This is a genomic window from Streptomyces sp. NPDC091209 (genome assembly GCF_044757755.1).
In the GTDB taxonomy this organism is placed as follows: domain Bacteria; phylum Actinomycetota; class Actinomycetes; order Streptomycetales; family Streptomycetaceae; genus Streptomyces.
Genome location: NZ_JBIVVR010000009.1, coordinates 310,253 through 329,322, shown reverse-complemented (window position 1 = coordinate 329,322; position 19,070 = coordinate 310,253). Strand labels below are relative to the sequence as shown.

Here is a 19,070-nt window from a genome sequence, read left to right as displayed (position 1 = left end):
AACTCCCCATAAATGCAAGGGAGTTATCCCAACAACACCGTTCGCGCTCCCCTCACCGTATGCCGTCCCGAAGCCCCTTATGGAGTGACACCGCGCCCATCCGGTACATGCGGCGCGCGCGTCCCCTTCAGCGCCGGGATCGTCCCTGTACGCGCCGGAAGGGGGCCTGCTCGCGGCGCGCTGGTCGCGGGCGACCGTGGACGCCGCCTCGCGGACCCGCACCGGCATCCATGGGCTATGACTACGGCTACGTACGGCTCCAGGTGTCCCTCTTCGGGTCCGGCTCCGGCGCATCGGCCTCGCCCTCGCCCGCCGTCCGGCCGGTCACGAACCCGTGGGAGAGCCGCCCGGCGCCGTGGGCCCGGGAGACGACGTGTTCACCGCACCGGTCGAGCCGGGCTGCGGGGTCTGCGCGGAGCTGCTGTCCGGCGAGAACCACGCCACGCCCACGAGCACCGCCAGGAGGAAGACCACCGCTCCGGCAGCCGCGCCCACGGCTCTTCGCCGGTCGGTGAAGAGCTCGGCGACTCCCGGGCGCGGGCGTCGGCGCGACCGGTGGCCGCCCGCCGCGTCCCTGGCCACCGAGGGCAGTGCGTACGTCGTCGCGGGGCCGGTGACCCTGAAGTCCTGCCGGTCCTGCCGGTCCTGGCGATGGCGTCCCGGCTCGGGCAGTGCGGCCGGGAGCGGCTCGGAACGTCCCTGCCAGGCGCTCGTGCTGTACCAGGCCGCCGCCTGAAGCGCGGTGGGCCGGTCGTCGGGCTGCTTGGCGAGAAGGCCGAGCAGGTAGTTCTCGAACGCGGGCGGCAGGTCGGCGCCGAGCTCCCGGGGCGGCGTGGGGGCGGTGTCGAGGTGGTGATGGAGGACGGCGACGGGACTGCCGGCCTGGAACGGCGGTCTGCCGGTGAGGAGTTGGTACAGGACGCAGCCGAGGGAGTACATGTCGGACGGCGGCCCCGCGGTCTTGCCCAGGGCCCGCTCGGGCGCGAGGTACAGGCTGGTGCCGACGATCTGCCCGGTCGCGGTCAGGCCACCCGCCGGATCGTCCAGGAAGCGGGCGATCCCGAAGTCGCCGATCTTGACGCTCCCCGCGGCGTCCAGGAGCAGGTTCCCCGGCTTGATGTCGCGGTGCACGATCCCCTGCTGATGTGCGGCGGCGAGCCCCGCGGCAGCCTGCGCCGCGATCCGCGCGACGCGCTCGGCGGGAAGCGTCCCCGCGCCGGCCAGGACCTGGGCGAGACTGTCACCCTCGACCAGCTCCATCACGAGGAAGAGCCGGTTCTCGAACGAGCCGAAGTCCAGGACGCCCACCACATGAGGATGGTTCAGCAGGCCCGCGGTCTGGGCCTCCAGACGGAACCGGGCCGCGGCGGTCGGGTCGGCGTCCTGGGAGAGAAGCAGCTTGACGGCCACGGACCGGCCGATCATCTCGTCGTAGGCCCGCCACACCTCCCCCATCGCGCCCCGCCCGAGAGTGGTGTGCAGCCGATACCGCCCCGCTATCAGCACTTGTGCTTCATCCTCACGCCGTTGGGATCCTGTCGTTCGCCACGGGTCAATGCCCTACCGAGCAGGAATGATCATCGGGGTGCCGCGGCAGGTTGAGCCTACTGCCAACACGACGGTGATCAGACGCTGTTCACCCTCGGCCTCAAGATCACGGAGAACCGGTCGGAGTGCCACCGGACGTTGACTGAATGTGACACCAAAGGACCATCCGGAGTTCACCGCCGAGGACATACGGAAGCGGACCGGCGAGAGCCTCCATGCCGCCGGACGCGCTTCCGGACATACCTCAGGAAACAGACCGAGCGAGCGGCCGGTGCATTGGTATGGACCTACTTGCGGCCACCCACTACCCTCGTCCACGCAACTCTGAGAGCGCTCTCCTGCCCTTCGCCCCACTCACCGATCATCGGATCGACGAAAGGCAACTCCCTTGAGACGCACCACGGTTCTGCGCATCGCCTTATCCGCCGGCCTGCTCGTCAGTGCCGCGACGCTCGGCCTCACCCGGGCCGCGGCCGACGAAGCCCCCCGCACCGCCACGGCGTCCCGGGCACCCGCCTCCTCCGCACTGATCACGGCCATGCGGCACGACCTCGGACTCACCGAGCGGCAGGCGACCGCCCGGCTCGCCGACGAGACAGCGGCACGCGGCGTCGAGCGCACCGCCCGGCGCGTGGCCGGCGCCTCGTACGGGGGCTCCTGGTTCGACGCCGGGAGCGGCCGGCTCGTCGTGGCCCTCACCAACGCCTCCGCACGCGAGGCCGTGGAGGCGACCGGCGCCCGCGTCACCCTCGTCCGGCACAGCCTGCGACAGCTCGACGCCACCATGGCACGCATCGACGCGCTCGACGCGCCTGCCGGTGTGGGTAGTTGGCACGTCGACCCCAAGGCCGGGTCGGTCGTCATCGACGTGGTCTCCGCACACCGCGACGACAACGATGTCCGGGCCTTCGTCACCCGGGCCCGCGCGTCCGGCCCCGTCACCGTGCGGCAGACCGACAGGGCGCCGAGGACGTTCGCGGCCGGCACCGTGGGCGGAGACCCCTACTACACGGGCAACGTCCGCTGCTCCATAGGCTTCTCGGTGTACGGCGGCTTCGTCACCGCGGGGCACTGCGCCCAGCCGGGCGCCGGCGTCAGCGGCTGGGACCACAGCTACATCGGCAACTTCCAGGGCTCCTCGTTCCCGGACAACGACTACGCCTGGGTCAACGTGGGCAGCGGCTGGTGGACGGTACCCGTCGTGCTCGGCTGGGGCACCGTCTCCGACCAGCTCGTACGGGGCTCGGGCGAGGCCCCCGTCGGAGCGTCGATCTGCCGTTCCGGTTCGACCTCGCACTGGCACTGCGGCACCGTCCTCGCGAAGAACGAGACCGTCAACTACAGCCAGGGCGCGGTGCACCAGATGACCAAGACGAGCGTCTGCGCCGAACCCGGCGACTCGGGCGGCTCGTTCATCAGCGGTGACCAGGCACAGGGTGTCACCTCCGGCGGCTGGGGCAACTGCACCGGCGGAGGCGAGACCTGGTACCAGCCCGTGAACGAGATCCTGAGCCGCTACGGGCTCACCCTGCACACCGCGTGACCCGACCGCGCCGGCCCACGCGCCACGTGGGCCGGCGCACCGGCGGGTCACTTCCGGATCGGGGGGACACCCCGCGTCGAGGCGCGCGCCCGCGTCGCCACGACGACGGCGGCCGTGCACGATGGGAACGTACCCCTCGCAGATTCGGAAAGGCTCTCCCGTGATCAGCATCCCGGCCCACACGGCCCATGACGGTACACAGCTCCCGGCCGTCGGTCTGGGCACCTGGCCGATGGACGACGCGCAGGCCGAGGAGGCGGTGAGCCGCGCGCTCGGCATGGGCTACCGACTCGTCGACACGGCGACCAACTACCGCAACGAGACCGGCACCGGACGAGGTGTCGCCCGCTCCGAGGTTCCGCGCGAGGAGATCGTCGTCACCACCAAGCTGCCGGGCAGGCACCACGGCTTCGACGAGACTCTCGCCTCCTTCGAGGAGTCCCGCGGCCGGCTCGGACTCTCCTACGTCGATCTCTACCTCATTCACTGGCCCCTGCCCCGCGTCGACAAGTACGTGGACTCCTGGAAGGCGATGATCGAACTCCGCGACGCGGGCCTGGTGCGTTCGATCGGCGTCTCGAACTTCACCGCCGAACACCTCACCCGACTGGAGGCGGAGACCGGAGTGCTGCCGTCGGTGAACCAGATCGAGCTCCATCCCCGCTTTCCCCAGGACGAGTTGCGCGCCTTCCACGCCGAGCGGGGCATCATCACGGAGAGCTGGAGCCCCCTGGGCCGTGGCAGCAGCCTGCTGGAGGATCCGGCCCTCCGGAAGATCGCCGAAGCACACGGCGTGACGCCCGGCCAGGTCGTGCTGCGCTGGCACACCCAACTCGGAGCGGTCCCCATCCCCAAGTCCGCCGACGCCGGGCGGCAGCGGGAGAACCTCGACATCTTCGGATTCGAGCTGACTCCCGCCGAGATGGCGGCCGTCACCGACCATCCGCACCGGCGCCTCGGCGGTGACCCCACGACACACGAGGAGTTCTGAGCGTTCAAGGACCTCACTCGTGTCGGACCTCCGCGCCGGGGCACCGACGCGGAGGTGTTCCTCCGGTCCCTCGACAGTCCGGACGCGACATCCTTCCCACGGCCCCGCTTCAGGTTCCCGCCCTCGGTGGCACCGGCGGCGTTCACCGCGCGTGGGCACCCAACGGGCATGCAACGCCGACGCTTTCCCGCCGTCGCCCCGCGCCGTACGGCATCCGCACGCACGCCCCGCTCCCCCGACGCCGTGTCCGCCGTGCATCTGGAGCTGGTCACCCTCCTGGAGGACCGCGCCATCATCACCTGGTTCACCGGAGCACCCGCCACCGGCAACGGGCCGGGCCGGATGCTCCCGGCCGTGACCGAGGGTGAGGTCCTTTACGGGACCCATCCCGCCCGGCTGAACCGCACCGCCTCCGAAGGCCGTCGCACCGCCCACCACACGGTGGAACTGACGGATCTGGAACCCGGCCAGACCTACTACTACCAGGCACACTCACGGGGTTCGGCGGCCACGCCCACACCGCTGCACCTGGTGCGCGGCAACGCGGTGGGAACCTCCCCGCACGGGCTCGGCTCGCGCGACGGCCCGTACTGCTTCACCACACCGGAGCCGCCACCGGGCCGCCATGTGATGTCGATCGCGCTCTGCAACGACCTGCATCTCGGGGAGACCACGGCGGGTCTGATCGCGGGCGTTCCGCTGCTGCGCGGCATCTCTCAGGAGCTCGGCCTCGCCCCGTATCCGGAGATCATGGCCCGGGCGCTGGTCGACGAGGCGCGTCGACGCGGCGCCGACCGCCTGCTGGCCGCGGGCGACATAACCGCCCGGGGCGCGCCGCGGGACCTGCTGGAGGCCGGACGGATCCTGGACGGCTTCGGCGAGCACGGGCAGGACTACTTCGTCGTACGGGGCAACCACGACCGGCCCCGGGGCAGCGGCCCGGGAGAGTCGGACGACGGTTTCCGGGACCACTTCTTCGGCGGCGACGGCCCCGCGTACTTCACCCGAGAGCTCGGCGGGCTGCGGATCATCGGCCTCGACACCTATGACAAGCGCGGCAACGGCGGTGACGCCGGTGGGCTCTCGGCCGAACAACTTCATTGGTTCCGAGCCCAGTTGAAGAAGGACGGGGAGCGGCCGACCGTGGTCTTCGGCCATCATCCGCTCACGGTCCGCCGCTCGCCCTTCCCCGTGACGAGCGGACAGCGCCTCGACCGTCGTCAGGCCCGCGGCATCCTCGACGCCTACGCCATGGCGCCCGGCGTCTTCCTGCACCACTCGGGGCACACCCACCGCAACAAACGCACCGTCCTTGCGCGGGCCGGGCATGTCACCCTGCAGGAGGTCGGCGCCTCGAAGGACTACCCGGGTGGCTTCGTGCTGCTTCGCGTCCACACCGGTGGCTACGCGCTGAACTACTACAGGAGCAACAGCGAACCGGCCAGGGAGTGGAGTGAGCGGGGCCGACGGGTCGCGGCCGGACTGTGGCCGCAGTACGCCCTCGGGCGGTCCGTCCGCGACCGCAACAGCGTCACGGCGCGCGACCTGTCCGGCATCACCCCGCGGCTGCCGGCGAGCGCCGCCGTCCGCGGTGCCGCGTAGGACCGTACGGCCGGTCGTGCCCGGTACGGGGAGCGGGCCGATGCCATCGGCCGCGCAGCAGCGCACGACCTCCACCCCGTCCCGCCGGACGCGGTGCCGCGGTCCGCTCCTCGCACGGCTTCGGGCACCTGTCGCGCTTCGCGCCGGTGCCGTGGGGGCGCCGGGGATGCCGGTCCCGCGCGCCGGCCGATGCCCGGGTCCGATGGGTCCGGGTCCGGCCGGCGCGCGGGTCGGCGGCGGGCTACGACGGGTCGTACACCGTGCCGGTGAACTCCGGCCCGTCGTGCTGCGTACCGCTCCCGTCGTAGACGGTCAGCCGCAGCCGTGCCGTCTCCTCCGGCTCGGTCACGGTGTCCGCGACGGTGGGGATGGTGATCTCGGCGCTCGTCCGGCCGGCCGGGACATCGACGAACAGGAAGAGTCCGCGCACCTGGGACAGCGGCCGTGACGGCAGCGGCTCCTCGCCGGAGTTCTCCCGCAGCCACTGGGGATCGACGTCGGTGGTGGACAGTTCGGCGCCGCCGGTGACCGGCAGGACGGCGATGTCGGCCTGGATGTCCGCGTCGGCCGCCGTGGAGAGGGACATCCGCCAGGTCAGGTTCCGGCCCTCGGCGGCGCGGGCGGCGGCCGGGGTCACCGTGAGGGTGGGGGCCGGATCGTCGTTCCGCGCGGTGACGCCGCCTCGGTGGGCGCCGATCACCGCACCCTGGACCGCCTTCACGAAGATGTCGTGCGACACGTCGTAGCCGAAGCGTGTGTTGCCCCGGACCTCGACCAACACATCAGGACTCTGGCTGCCGGGTCGTACGGTCACCAGACGCGAGGTGGTCCGGCCGGTGTCCGGATCGGCGACGAACAGACGGACGGTGCCGCTCCCGTGGCCGGTGACCTTCACCGGCACGTGGTAGGTCCGGATGCCGCTGTCGCCCTCCTTGACGGTGAGCCGCCCGATGTCGACGCGTGTCAGGGCCGCGGCCCGGACGGCGGGTGTGCCGGGGCGCCATCCCCACGAGTCGATGAGCCAGGCCTGCCCGGACCCGGTGCGCGGGACGAGTCCCAGGGTCGTCAGCCGGTGCAGGTCGACACCCGCCCGGGTGGCGGCGGTCAGGGGCAGCCGGATCTCCTGGCCCCAGTGGGAGGCGGTGCGGCCGGTTCCGGGCAGGCCGTCGAGGTGGACGCGGCCGAGGGTCGCCCGGTGGCCGGCCGTGTCGCTCAGGGTGACGTCGAACCGGGTGTCCCTGGTGTTCGGCGGCACGATCAGGCGCAGTGCCAGCGCCTGGGATCCGGCGATCGAGACCGGCCGCGCCGAGCGGACCCGGACCGTGGAGCCGGCGGCCGTCCACCGCAGTGCCACGGCGCGCCGGGCCGGCTCCTTCGGCGCCTCCCAGCGGGCGAAGTGCGGCGAGACACCGTTGGTGCCGGAGCCGAGGCAGGCAGCGGACTCGTTCTCGTCCACCTCCGCGCACAGCCGGCCGCCGTCGACGGAGACCTGTCCGTCCGGCAGGAAGGCCGGAGTCCGGCGTCCTCCGACCGCGTGGGTGAGAACCCGCGCGGGGTCGGCGGAGGGCGCGCGACGGCCCGAACCGTCCAGCAGCGGCCGTACGCGGTCGTCGCCGGCGACGAACAGCCGCGCGGCGGCGGCGATGTAGGTCGCCCCGGCCGTCTGCTGCTGACGGGCCGTCAGTCTCGTTGCGGTGCCGGGCGAGCACACCCGGTCGGGCTGGTCCCCGCTCCAGAAGTCGTCCTCCGCCGGTGCCTGGGCCTGGCCCGGAGTCCACTCGCTGTTGAAGAAGTTGTGGTCGGCGCCGACCATGTAGACGGCGCTGTGCAGGGCGGCGCCACGGCTGACACCGCGGGTCGCGTCCACGTACATCTCGCCCTGGAGGTCGGACACATCGCCGTCGCAGCCGGGCAGGATCGTCGCCGACGGCACGTCGGGCGTCGGGTTCTGCCCGAAGACGGTGGGGCCGATCAGTACGGTGCCCCGGATGTGCCAGCGCACCGGTCCGCGGTAGCCGTCCTGGTCGGCCGGGGCGCGGTACAGGCTGTCCATGGCCGCCCGGTTCACGCCCTCACCGCCTCGCGAGTGGCCGACGAGCAGGACGCGCGACAGGTCGGCGGGAGCCCCCCGTCGGACGATCGCGGGCGCGGAGCCCGGGTGGGCCGCCCAGTCGGCCCAGCGGGCCAAGTGCTGCCGCACCAGGGACGATCTGGCCTGTGCGCCGCCGTCCTCCGCCGCGTAGTCCTGCCCGTTGATGCCGTTGGCGGCGATGGACACCGTCACGTATCCCTGGGAGGCCAGCAGTTTCTGGTCGGCGAGGTAGCCCTGGTAGCTCGGGATCGGTTTCGAGCCCGCGGGGCACGGCCATGCTCCGTCGGTCTCGTCGCCGTGACCGGTGTAGCAGGTGGCGTGGCGGCCGTGCAGGAACAGGGCCAGCGGCCGGTGTCCCGGGGCGTCGGTGGGCGCGACCACCACCGCGCGCATCTCCACGGGCTGGGCGAAGCCGGGCAGTCGGATCGAGGCGAGCGCGTAGTCGCCGGTGACCGTCCGGTAGGTGCCCGGCTTTCCGGGGTCGACCGCGTTGGCGGGGAGCCGGGTTGTCGGCCGGCCCGCGAGTCCGGGTCGTTGCCCGGCGGGCCTGTTCTGGTCGGCGCCCGCCGCGTCCAGGCGCCGCTCGCCGGTCCGTGCCTGGAGGTCCGACGGCTTGCCGAGCCGCGCCTCGCCGATCGCGAGCCGGAAGGAGCGGCCGTCCGGCGCGCCGACGGGCCGGCCGAGAAGGCGGTCCCCTGCGTAGAACGCGACGCCTGAATCACTGATGGGTACCGGAGCGTCGGAGCGCCAGACAAGCTGTCGCGCCGATCCTTCCCCACGGACACTCCACCCGGCGGGAAGTCCGCCGTCGGAGTCCGCTGCCCACGCGAGTCCCGTGGACGGTGCGGAGCCGGTGGTGTTCTGGTGTGCCTGGGTCGATCCTGGCGATCCCGCGACCGCTGCGAGTAACAGCGCAGCGACGATGCCTATTCGCCGGACACGGAACAAGGTTCTTCTCCTCTTGGTCGGCATTCGCCCCCGTCGCCCCGTTGGTCCCGAAGCGCTCCCCCGTCCCACGAGGACGGAAGGCGAAGCCGAGGGGTTGCCTCTTGTCACCGATGTTCCGCCGCCTCAACTCCCCTACGGGTAAGCGGAGTCACACGGTCCGGCGAGGAGAGGAGAGAGGAAGCGAAGAGAGGAGGAGAGGAGAAGCGAGGCACCGGCGCGGAAGCCGGTGCGCGGCAGCCGGCCTTCGTCACGCGTCCGGGCCGCCGTGCTCGGACGCGTGACACGGGGCTCTTCTCAGTCGTCCTCCGGGCAGAGGAAGTTCCCGGAAGGGCCCCAGCGCGTCACCGGGGCCGCTTTCACGGCTACGGCTCCGCACGTCAGGTCGGTGATTCTGGTGCCGTCCTCGGTGATCTCCCGAATGTCGACTTCCTTGTTCACCGGATACTTGTGTCCCTTGCCGAAGGTCATGATCCCCGACTCGCCCACGAAATCGGTGACTCCGGTCGACTGGAGGAACGTGACGACGGCACTGGGGGTGAACTGCGGGTCGGTGACCGAGATCTCGTTCATCACCTGGAAGAAGACCCGCACCGCGTCGTACCCGGCGGCGGAGTCGCTGTCGGAGAAGATCCCGTAGGAACTGCGGAAGTTCGTGGCGAAGGGCCCCTTGGTGTCGGGCAGGCTGAACTGGTTGTAGAAGAGACTGAGCGAGCCGTACTGCTGCGCCATCAGTTCCGGGTGCAGCACGAGATTGGGAGCGGGGCTCTCGGCCAGCACGGCGACGCGGCCCTGGTGCGTACGGCATTGCTTGTCGCTCTGCAGGTAGTAGAACAGGTCGTACATGACGCTGGAGCGGCCCGCGTAGAGGATGAAACCGTCGGTCCTGCGGATCAGGGCGCAGATGCCGGCCGCAACGGAGGGCGTCTGGCTGTCGTTGCTCGATTCGCCGTACGGCACCGGGTAGACCGGCCCCGCCGAACCGTAGGCGTCGGTGAACCGCTTCTTCAGATCCGCGCTGAAGTACGTGTCGTGCGGGTCGAAGACCAAAACGGCGGCAGGCGCGGTGTGCCCCGGCGCGACCTTGGTCAGAGCCGCCAGCCGGGGTGAGCGCCGGGCGAAGGCCGCCATGACGCGGGCGACCCGCGCGTCCGGCGCCGAGAGCTGGAAGTACGACACCGGGGAGTCGCCCTCGACCATGGGCTGGCCCGAGACTCCGGTACCGAGGACCGTGACGCCCTGGGCGTCGAGTTCGATGGCGGCCTGGAGGGACTCCGGACGGCTTTGTGTGAGGCCGATGACGCCGGCGATGTGGTCCCGGTGGATGCGGTCGACGATCATGTGGGCCACATCCACACGACTGTGGTTCTTCGTGTTGAGTCCGCCGTGCGATCCGTACGCGAAGTACTCCCCCGCGTTGGCGACGAGCAGCCGGATCGGCATCTGGGACTTGAGGTTGAGGGCGTTCACCTCCTTCTGGGCGAGCAGCGCGCCGCGCAGCATCTGGAAGCCCGTGGGCACGGTGCGGCGTGACGCGGAACCGACGCTCAGCGGAGCGAAGAAGACCAGGGTGCGATAGGGTCCGGCCCGTTCGACATGGGCGTTCTGACGGCCCAACTGGGCTTCGAGCGCTTTCAGTTCGGGCGCGTACAGGCCATGCGCGAGTTCGCACCCGTCGCTGCCGTCGGTGATCCCGACGCGTTCGCCGGTACTGACCCGCGGACACCAGGTGTCGGTGGCGTGGGACGCGGCGCGGGTTCCGGCGGGGGTGGGTGTCTCGCCGTGCCCCAGGAGCTGGAACAGTCCGGCGGCGATCAACGCCAGCACGCCCAGGACGGCCACCGCGGGACGCAGCCAGTCGCGCGCACGCCGCTCGCGGGAGCGCACGGGCCGTTGCACGGGAGCCTCTTCGGCCAGCGCCCCGTTGTCGGGCACGCGTGACAGGGGCACCGCGCGCACCGCTTCGACCGGCTGCCCGGAAGCGCCCGCCGCGAGGAGCGAGGCCACCGCCTGAGCCGGCGTGGCGGGGGCGTTCTGCCGGGTGCCCTGGTTCGGGATGCCGGGCCGGGTCAGGCCCGCGGCGTACGGCGGGATGTCCGCCGTGGCGGCGCCGAGGATGAGCAGCGGGCAGGTCCCGATGTCCTCGGAGACGGCGGAGAAGGAGTTCAGGAGCTTGCGGCTCGGGGAGACGTCGCCGCCCACCGTCGGCAGCAGCAGGACGAAGGGCCAGCGCCGCCGTGGCCTGCGCACGCTCCACACGGGCGGACGGGCCGCCCGCGCCAGGTCATGGATGAGCGCGGTCAGCAGGACCTGCCGGACCACCGCCTCGTCACGGGCCGACACCGCGGACGCCGCGGACCTGGCGGAAGCCGCCGTACCCGGCCCGGCCGTCGCTTCCTGATCGGCCCTGTCCTGGGCCCGGGATCGCAGGTGGGCGTCGCGCAGGGACATCGCGGCGTTGAGGAAGCTGCGCCCCGGCTCGTCCAGCATCCCGCCGACCCACCGGAAGCGGGCACCGCGGTCGATCCGTACGCCGTACGACCACCGCCACAGCCAGGCCAGTGGTGTGGTCACCAGCTTCGTGATCGCCGACCAGTGCTTCGCGCCGAGTTCGTCGCCGAGGGCGCCCACCTCGGCGGCGAACCCGAACTTCCAGGCGTACTTGTCATAGATCCGGTCGCGCAGGGCCCGCCGTTCGTCCATCACGTCGCCCGGGACGATGGCGGCGCGCAGCACCGACAGACAGGCGTCGAACTCGGTCAGCCGCAAGGTGCCGGAACCGTCCGGCATGGTGACGCGCAGTTGCCTGGCCACCCCGTCCAACAGCCGTACGTGCGGGCCGTCCTGCCGCTCGGCGTTCTCGCCGGGCTGGTCGCACGCGAGCAGTTCCTCGTCGACCAGGGCATGCGGCGCGAGGCTGGCCAGGTGGCCCGACTCCCCCGTGGTGAGGCGCACCAGACGGTGGTGGTACAGGTGCACCAGGGCCGCGAGGGCCGGATCCGGCTCGCCCCGTGCGGTGTCGGCCGCCGTGGGTCCGGACGCGGTGGTGCCCTCCGCGGCCGGGCCGGCCGCAGGCTCGCGGGTGAGCAGGAGGGCGGGCAGCCGGTGCCGTGCGCTCTGCTGCCCGGGCGGGATACCGGCTCGGCGGTCGACGACGTAGCGGTCGATCACTCGGACGATGTCGTCGAAACCGCCGGGGAGGACGAGGTCAGGTTCGTTCGTCCGATGGGGTTGCGGCACGCGGGGCCTCCCGGATGCTGAGAAACAGGAGGCGAGCCTAGGAAGAGCCGGGCCGATTCAAGGGCTTTTGCCTCTAATAGGCGCCCATTGAGCGATTGCGGCCGCTTGCCTTTCGGATCGGACACGCGCGGGGGGACGGGCTCGGTGCGGTGTGCGGCGCTTTCCGCGACCGTGCCTGTTCCACGGCCTCGCGCGCGCGGCCGGTCACTTCCACCCGTACGCGTAGGCGGCCACCCAGGTGATGTCGAGCTCGGCGCTGCTGCCCGGCGCCGCGCCGGGGCCTTCGAGCGCGCTCTCGTTCTGCAGCACCCAGGACAGGGGCGCGGAGGGAACCCGTCGGTTGTCCTCGCCGATCCGGCGTCCGTCGACGAAGAAGCGCACCCGCCCGGGAGTCCATTCCGTGGAGACGGTGTGCCACCGGGTCCAGTCGTCGTTGCTCGGGAAGTAGCCCTGTTCGCCCCCTCCGCACGGATGGTGGAACGCGGTCATGGTGCCGGTCCACTCGCCTTCGGGATAGTCCATCTCGCAGCCGCCGCCGTAGTGGAGCCACGCGGATTTGTATCCGGGGACCGCTTTCGCCACCTTGATACGAGCGCTGTACTTGCCGTACGCCATCTGCATCACGGCACGCGGTACCAGCGCCGCAGCGTGCACGGGGCCTCCGTCCTCGGGACGCCACATGCGGATGCGCATCATCCCGTCGCCGTTCTCGCCGGGACCCACGCTCACCGTGTCCTCGGGGTGGTACTCGCCCACCACGTCCCGGCCCCGGTCGTTCGCCGTGTCGCGCCAACCGGTGGGATACGCCCACCAGTTGTCGCGGTACTTGCCGCTCAGCCCACCGCAGTACGCGCCGGACGTGTCGACGGCGTGGTCGCAGTCCCTGAACGAACCCAGCGGCACCCGGTCGCCGTTGAAGTCCTCCGCGAGGACCTGCCAGAACGGCCCGCAGTCTCCGCGGGGCAGAACCGTGCTCGCGTTGTGGCAGGCGTCCGCCGGGCGCGGTGCCCCGTCGGCACGGGGGACCCAGAACAGGGCGCCGGCCAGAAGGGCGAGAGCGAGAGGCATGAGCAGAGCGCGCCCCCGTCGGCCGGGCGCCGCGTGTGAACCCATCGGGGGCCTCCCTCGCTCCTCGGCGCGCGGGTGCCGCCGCTGTCCCCCGCCCAGGACCGGCGAGCACCGCTCCGGACACCGTCCGCGGCGGTGAGCACCACGCGAAGGAGCATCCTCGCGTGACGGCGGGGGCGGCACCACCCCGTGGACACCTCACGATGCGGATGGTCCGGCTCCGACGCGCCGGACTCGCGGGCCCCTGCGTCCGGTGTGCTGCGGGCGCCGGGGTCCGGTGTTCTTCGGTGTGCCGCGGGCCCCGGCGCGGTGGATCCGCGCCGGGGCCCGCGGCACGCGTGTCAGGGCTGCAGGGGCATCGTCCAGCAGTTGGATCCGGCCGGCTTGCCGGAGAGGCGGTCGGTCAGCCAGGAGAGGGCGTCGCTCTGGTCGGTGAGAAGGGGCGTGAGGTGGTTGAGGAGCAGTCCGTCGCCGAGGTTCGGCAGGTTGATGGCGTCGTAGGTGATGTTCGCGCCCTTGCGGCACCAGTCGACGGCGAGTTGACGGGCCTGGGCGTGCGGGACGATGTCGTCCTGGATACCGGTGGCCAGGCGTACCGGACTGGTCGGCTTCAGGTTGCCGATGCGCTGGTTGTCGAGCGTGGCCTGAAGTGCCGGCGTGCTCGCGACGAGGTCGCTGACGGACTCGCCGTCCGTCGTCCAGGACGTGCTCTTCTTGAACGCGTATCCGAGGATCGCGTCGCCGACGCACATCGTGGACAGGTCGTTCAGCGCGGCCTTCCCGGCGGCGTTCAGGTGGGCGTCGGCGATGGCCCGCAGGTCGGGGTCGGACTGCAGGAAGCCGTTGAGGGACCAGCCGAGGGCACCGGCGAGGGCGCTGCCGTCGATGCCCTTGATCACCTCGGTGAGGTTGGCGGGCGGCGCTCCGGAGTAGGTGCCGGCCAGGGTGATGTCCGGGGCGTAGGAGGGCTGGAGCTCTGCCGCCGACGCGCTGGCGCCGCCGCCCTGGCTGTAGCCGAAGAGACCTACGGGTGAGGCGGAGGTGATCGACGCCCCGGTCAGCGCGCGGGCCGCGCGGACGGCGTCGAGCAGTGCGTGGCCGCCGTCGAGGCGGTTGACGTACGTGTGGAGCCGGTCGGTCGCGCCCAGCCCGACGTAGTCGGTGACGACCACCGCGGTGCCCGCGGCCAGGAGCCGGTAGATCGCGAGATCCTCGTAACCGACCGACACCGTCTGGCCGTTCAGGGTGATCGGGTGCTCAAGGCCCATGGAGGCCGCGCACTGGTCGCCCTGGCCCATGGTGCCGGGGGCCACGGCCACCAGGGGGCGTGGGCCGCCGCCCTTCCAGGCGGCCGAGGGCTCGATGTAGGCGCCGGTCACGGCTACGGGCTGCCCGTTGGAGTCGGTCGACCTGTACATCAGGCGGGTCGCGGTGCCGGGGAGCGGACCGTCGAGGCCGGGGAGGCTGAGGGCGAGCGGAAGCGGTTCGCTGCGGACGAGGGCGCCGTTGACCGAGGGGAGGCTCGCGGGCGGCGTGTAGAACGCGGGAATGGTCACGCCGCGGGAGACCACGTCGTCCGTGCCGGCGGCCGCGGCGGGGATCGCCTGGACACTCAGGCAGGCGAGCGCCGCGAGTGCGGTGGCGAGGAGGCGGCCACGGTTCGGTGCGGCGGGTCCGGGGCGCGCGGCGGGGGAAGTCCGCTCCGGGTGGGGACGTCGGCTGGACACCGGATGCGGCTGACGGGTGTTGTGGGGTCGTTCCATGCGGCTCACTCCCTGCTTCGTCAAGACGTGGGGGTCGTGCGGGCGGCCGACGGCGTCCATGGAGTGACACCGGCTCTGGCTGAGGTGCCGACCGAGCCGCCGTCTCGGGACCGCTGACGGCGGATTCGGGTCGGTGCGGGGAAAAGGGCAGCACCCGGAGACGGGCGTGGGCGGGAAGGGACCGCCCCGCCCGCGTCGTGGGAGGTGGGCAGGACGAAGGGACCGCCCGCGCGCCGTCGGCCGGGCGGCGCGCGGTGCGGCGCCCGCCCACACGTCGTACGACGCCGGGCGGGGCGGATGTCCTGGGGGTTTCTGTCTACGGCGCAGCCCGGTGCTCGTGGCTGTGGCTCCGCCGTCCCGTGCTGACTCGCCTGTCCTGTGCTGCCCTGTTCCTGTCTGTGTCCTCGACAGCAACGGACGCCGAAGTCCCGTGCGACGCCCGTTAGTTACTCCCGAGTCACATCAGGAGAGTAGGAGCGGATGTCACTCAGTGACAAGATGTCTGCATGCGTCATTTCTGAGGGGCTCGCTATGCTGCCAGCGGTCGACGAGACAGGGGTGGTGGGGCGACGGTGCGCGATACGGCACCCGCAGACCGGGCCACGAAGGCCGCCGCGGCCGCGAGGCCGTCACTGGGCGAACGACGCAAGGAGGCGCTCCGGCTGGACATAGCCCGCGAGGCCGTTCGCCTGTTCGTCTCACAGGGCGTCACGAGCACCACGGGGGACCAGATCGCGGAGGCGGTGGGCGTCTCGACCCGCACCCTGTGGCGCCACTTCCCGACCAAGGAGAGCTGCGTACGCCCCTTGCTCACAGCGGGACTCGACGCCGCCACGGACCAACTGCGGCACTGGCCGCCGGAGACCGGCCTGCTGGACTTCCTCACCCATTCCTGCCGGCACGGGCGACTGCCGTCCGCCGACCCGGCGGTGCTCGACCTGATCCGCATGACCCCCACCGAGCCCGCGCTGCGCGCCGTCTGGCTCCAGGCGCACGACGACGCGCTGCCCGTCCTCACCGAACTCCTCGCCCGGCGTTCCGGCAGGAGCGCCGACGATCTGCGGGTGAAGGTGCACGCGGCGACCGTCAACGGCGCACTGCGCGCGGCGGCGGAGGACTTCGCCGTGCGTTTCGCCGACGAGGCGCAGGCCTCGGAGGAGGATCTCGCCGCCTGCATGCACGCCGCCCTGCACGCGGCGTCGGAGGGCCTGCCGTACTGACAACGGTCCTACGGGACCTGCCAGTTGAATCCTGGCCGCACGCGAGGCGAGAACCCGTCCGGCCGAGGACGCTCGGGGCTCACGAGTGTGAATCGTCCCCTCGCGCCCCACAAGGGACGAGAAGCGAACGGCGGCCGAGTAAAGATTTCACCTGGTCTAGTCCAAAGACCTGCCTGGTCCAGTCCAATCATTTGACGTGGTCGCGACAGAGACCGGAAGCTGGTGTTCCCCCACCCCTCTGGAGGCACAGTGAGACGTTTTCGCGCATGTCTGGGCGCGGCAGCCGCCGTCAGCCTGGCTGCGGTCGGCACGATCGCAGCCGTCGCGGGCAGCGCCTCAGGCGCGACCAGCGCGCTCAGCAACCGGTCGTACGCCGCCGCCCCTTACCTGATGCCGCTGGACAACGACCCGCCGGACGCGGCCGCCATCATGGACGCGACCGGTCTCAAGGCATTCCAGCTCGCCTTCGTCCTCGCCCCCAACGGCGGCGGATGCTCGCCCACTTGGGACGGGACGGCAGCGGTCTCCTCGGACACCGCCGTGCAGTCGGTCATCAACACCATCCGGGCCAAGGGCGGCGACGTCTCCATCTCGATCGGCGGCTACGGCGGCACCAAGCTCGGTCAGACCTGCGCGGACGCGGCTTCGACCGCTGCCGCGTACCAGCAGGTCATCACCAAGTACGGCCTCCACGCGATCGACTTCGACCTTGAGGAGCCCGAGTACGAGAACACGGGAGCCATCAAGAACGAGATCGGCGCCGCCAAGATCCTGCAGCAGAACAACCCCGGACTGTACGTGTCCGTCACCACGCCCGGAACGGCGGACGGAACCGGCTGGTTCGGCAAGCAGATGCTGCTGGAGGCGAAGTCGCAGGGCTTCACTCCGAACAACTTCTCCATCATGCCGTTCGACGGCGGCTTCAACGGCGCCGCGTCCCAGACCAGCGCGCTCGCCAACTTCAACACCATCCTCCAGTCGACCTTCGGCTGGGACCAGGCGACCGCGTACGCCCACGAGGGCTTCTCGGGCATGAACGGCCGCAGTGACAGCGGCGAGTACTTCTCCCAGGCCGACTTCCAGACGGTTCTGGACTTCGCCACCAGCCACACCATGGACCGCTTCACCTTCTGGTCCCTGAACCGGGACCGTCAGTGCTCACCCGCCGACAACGGCGGCCGTACGTCGGGCACTTGCTCCAGCGTGGCCCAGAACTCCTGGGACTTCGCGAAGTACTCGGTGAAGTTCGCCGGCGCGACCCCGCCCACCGGCACGCCCACCCCCACGCCCACGCCGACTCCGACCCCGACTCCCACGCCGCCGAGCACCGGCTGCAAGACGGCTTGGAACTCGACCACGGTCTACACCGCCGGCAACGAGGCGTCGTACAACAACCACAACTGGAAGGCCAAGTGGTGGACCCAGAACGAGACGCCGACCGGCGTTGACTGGGGTCCGTGGCAGGACGAAGGCGCCTGCTGACAGCTGATCGGCTCCGGACGGGGTTCCCCACGGGTGCCCCGCCCGGCTCCATCGGCTCCACGCTTCCCACCGAGCAGTACCCCTGAGGGGGCGGCGTCACCCGAGTTCCGGGCAACGCCGTCCCCTCAGTGCGTACGCCCCCGGTCGGCACGCGGGCTACTCGGCCGGCGGTGTCTCCCGCACCGCCCTCGCGGTGACCTTCGGGTCGTAGCCCTCCGGGACGCCGGGGACCAGGATGATGTCCCCCTCGATGTGCCGCGAGCGCAGCGGTGCGATCTCCCGGTACGCGGGTGAGTCCCACCATGCACGCGCCTCGGCGATGGCGGGGAAGCCGATCACCACGACATGACCGGGCCAGCTGCCCTCCATCACCTCATGCCGGGTGGCGTGCACGAGGAATCGGCCACCGTACGGTTCGAAGGTGGCGCCGATCCGCTCGATGTACTCGGCGATCTCCGGGTGCGGTGCGGCTTCCCGCAGGTGAGCTATGGCGTAAGCGGTCATGACATCCTTCCGGCCGTTCGGGCTCCGTACACGAACGACCCTGCCTGCCGCGGACACCGGAGTCGATTACCGGAGAGGTAAGCGCCCCCTCTAACCTGACTCCGTGACGCGGCGAGTGAGCACGGTTGTACTGATGTGTGGTCTTCCGGGGTCGGGCAAGACCACCTACGCGATGGAATTGGTGCGACGTGGCTATGTCCGGCTCTCGATCGACGAGGCGGTCTGGCGACGGCTCGGGCAACGCGACGCCGGCCTGGTGCTGGAAGCGGCGGCGTTCGACCAGCTCAAGGAAGTGGTCCGCGCCGAGCAGCGGCAGGAACTGGTCGAGCTGATGCTGGCCGGGCGCGATGCGGTGGTGGACTACAGCTTCTGGAGTCGCGCCGCCCGTGACGACTACAAGGCACTGGTCGAGAGTCACGGCTGCCGCTGGGAACTGGTCCACCTCAAGGCCGACCGGACGACGCTGGAGCGTCGCCTGAAGGTCCGCAACGGAGAGGAAGGGGCCAACTCCGTCACCGTGGACCAGGAGTTGTTCGACCGCTACCTGACCCGATTCGAGGAACCGAAGGGTGAGGGGGAACAGGTCCGCACACAGTCCCCGCCTTGAGGTCCGCCGGAACCCCTGCCCCCGCGGGCCTTGTTCGTCACAGCACTCGCCGAGTGCCGCCCGCCTCCCGATCGCCCGTGCGGCCGCGGTCGCGGACCACGCACGTGCCACCCGCGACGGCGTTACGCTGGGCACGTTGCCTGGACAACGGGGGGAATGATGAACAGGCTTCATTCGTTCGCGCCGGCCGGCGCCGTTCTTCTCTCTGCGGCGGCGTGCACCGGCGGTGGCCTTTCATCCGGGGCCAAGTCACACACTCCAAGGGTGACGAGGACGACGACACGCACCCCCTCGCCGCGGGCCGCAACACCCACCCGGAACGAGGTGATCGCCGCAGCGACCTCCCGCCTGCTGGCACAGTTGCCCGCCCGGAACGTTCCCCGCCCGCCAGGCAGGTCCACCGGCGCCGTCGACTCCCGGACGGCACTGTTCGTCCGGGAAACCGCCGACATGCGTTTCTGCTTC

The 19,070-nt window shown here is 71.3% G+C and carries 12 protein-coding genes; 6 read left to right on the top strand and 6 right to left on the bottom strand.

The genetic code is table 11. The annotated features are described in order from the left end of the window. Positions 1 to 324 precede the first annotated feature (324 nt). A complete protein-coding gene (locus ACIQRL_RS26965) occupies positions 325 to 1,506 on the bottom strand; it encodes a serine/threonine-protein kinase (RefSeq protein ID WP_401336199.1) in 1,182 nt (393 codons plus the stop codon). A 430-nt stretch (positions 1,507 to 1,936) separates the two neighbouring features. Between ACIQRL_RS26965 and ACIQRL_RS26960 the strand changes: the two genes are divergently transcribed. From ACIQRL_RS26960 to ACIQRL_RS26950, 3 genes are all read left to right on the top strand, one after another. After that, on the top strand, positions 1,937 to 3,091 hold the full coding sequence (locus ACIQRL_RS26960; RefSeq protein WP_401336197.1) for a S1 family peptidase: 1,155 nt from the start codon (positions 1,937 to 1,939) through the stop codon (positions 3,089 to 3,091). Between the two features lie 160 nt (positions 3,092 to 3,251). Beyond that, on the top strand, positions 3,252 to 4,082 hold the full coding sequence (locus ACIQRL_RS26955) for an aldo/keto reductase (RefSeq protein ID WP_401336194.1): 831 nt from the start codon (positions 3,252 to 3,254) through the stop codon (positions 4,080 to 4,082). A gap of 168 nt (positions 4,083 to 4,250) precedes the next feature. Then, entirely contained in the window at positions 4,251 to 5,684 is a 1,434-nt protein-coding gene (locus ACIQRL_RS26950) for a metallophosphoesterase (protein WP_401336192.1), read from the top strand. A 241-nt stretch (positions 5,685 to 5,925) separates the two neighbouring features. Here the strand turns inward: ACIQRL_RS26950 and ACIQRL_RS26945 are convergent, their stop codons facing one another. From ACIQRL_RS26945 to ACIQRL_RS26930, 4 genes are all read right to left on the bottom strand, one after another. Then, positions 5,926 to 8,724: a hypothetical protein gene (locus ACIQRL_RS26945; protein WP_401336190.1), complete on the bottom strand. Its 2,799-nt coding sequence runs from the start codon at positions 8,722 to 8,724 to the stop codon at positions 5,926 to 5,928. Between the two features lie 294 nt (positions 8,725 to 9,018). Beyond that, the gene (locus ACIQRL_RS26940) at positions 9,019 to 11,961 is read right to left on the bottom strand and encodes a hypothetical protein (protein WP_401336188.1); all 2,943 of its coding nucleotides are present in this window, start codon (positions 11,959 to 11,961) and stop codon (positions 9,019 to 9,021) included. Between the two features lie 204 nt (positions 11,962 to 12,165). Further along, positions 12,166 to 13,029 (bottom strand): glycoside hydrolase family 16 protein, encoded by an 864-nt coding sequence (locus ACIQRL_RS26935; RefSeq protein WP_401336185.1) that lies wholly within the window; start codon positions 13,027 to 13,029, stop codon positions 12,166 to 12,168. Positions 13,030 to 13,370: 341 nt separating this feature from the next. Next, the gene (locus tag ACIQRL_RS26930; protein WP_401336183.1) at positions 13,371 to 14,792 is read right to left on the bottom strand and encodes a lipase family protein; all 1,422 of its coding nucleotides are present in this window, start codon (positions 14,790 to 14,792) and stop codon (positions 13,371 to 13,373) included. A gap of 572 nt (positions 14,793 to 15,364) precedes the next feature. On the opposite strand from ACIQRL_RS26930, the gene ACIQRL_RS26925 reads away from it, so the two are divergent. Continuing rightward, positions 15,365 to 16,012: a TetR family transcriptional regulator gene (locus ACIQRL_RS26925; RefSeq protein WP_401336180.1), complete on the top strand. Its 648-nt coding sequence runs from the start codon at positions 15,365 to 15,367 to the stop codon at positions 16,010 to 16,012. Positions 16,013 to 16,261: 249 nt separating this feature from the next. Continuing rightward, the gene (locus ACIQRL_RS26920) at positions 16,262 to 17,494 is read left to right on the top strand and encodes a carbohydrate-binding protein (protein ID WP_401336177.1); all 1,233 of its coding nucleotides are present in this window, start codon (positions 16,262 to 16,264) and stop codon (positions 17,492 to 17,494) included. A gap of 156 nt (positions 17,495 to 17,650) precedes the next feature. Here ACIQRL_RS26920 and ACIQRL_RS26915 read toward each other — a convergent pair whose 3' ends face one another. Further along, entirely contained in the window at positions 17,651 to 17,998 is a 348-nt protein-coding gene (locus ACIQRL_RS26915; RefSeq protein WP_401336175.1) for a DUF1330 domain-containing protein, read from the bottom strand. Between the two features lie 133 nt (positions 17,999 to 18,131). On the opposite strand from ACIQRL_RS26915, the gene ACIQRL_RS26910 reads away from it, so the two are divergent. Next, positions 18,132 to 18,605 (top strand): AAA family ATPase, encoded by a 474-nt coding sequence (locus ACIQRL_RS26910; RefSeq protein ID WP_401336172.1) that lies wholly within the window; start codon positions 18,132 to 18,134, stop codon positions 18,603 to 18,605. The last annotated feature ends 465 nt before the right edge of the window (positions 18,606 to 19,070 follow it).

Bases quoted from the DNA above. Each gene is read 5' to 3' on its own strand.
- ACIQRL_RS26915 (WP_401336175.1), bottom strand. From the start codon at position 17,998: ATGACCGCTTACGCCATAGCTCACCTGCGGGAAGCCGCACCGCACCCG.
- ACIQRL_RS26910 (WP_401336172.1), top strand. From the start codon at position 18,132: ATGTGTGGTCTTCCGGGGTCGGGCAAGACCACCTACGCGATGGAATTG.
- ACIQRL_RS26930 (WP_401336183.1), bottom strand. From the start codon at position 14,792: ATGGAACGACCCCACAACACCCGTCAGCCGCATCCGGTGTCCAGCCGA.
- ACIQRL_RS26950 (WP_401336192.1), top strand. From the start codon at position 4,251: ATGCAACGCCGACGCTTTCCCGCCGTCGCCCCGCGCCGTACGGCATCC.
- ACIQRL_RS26935 (WP_401336185.1), bottom strand. From the start codon at position 13,029: ATGCCTCTCGCTCTCGCCCTTCTGGCCGGCGCCCTGTTCTGGGTCCCC.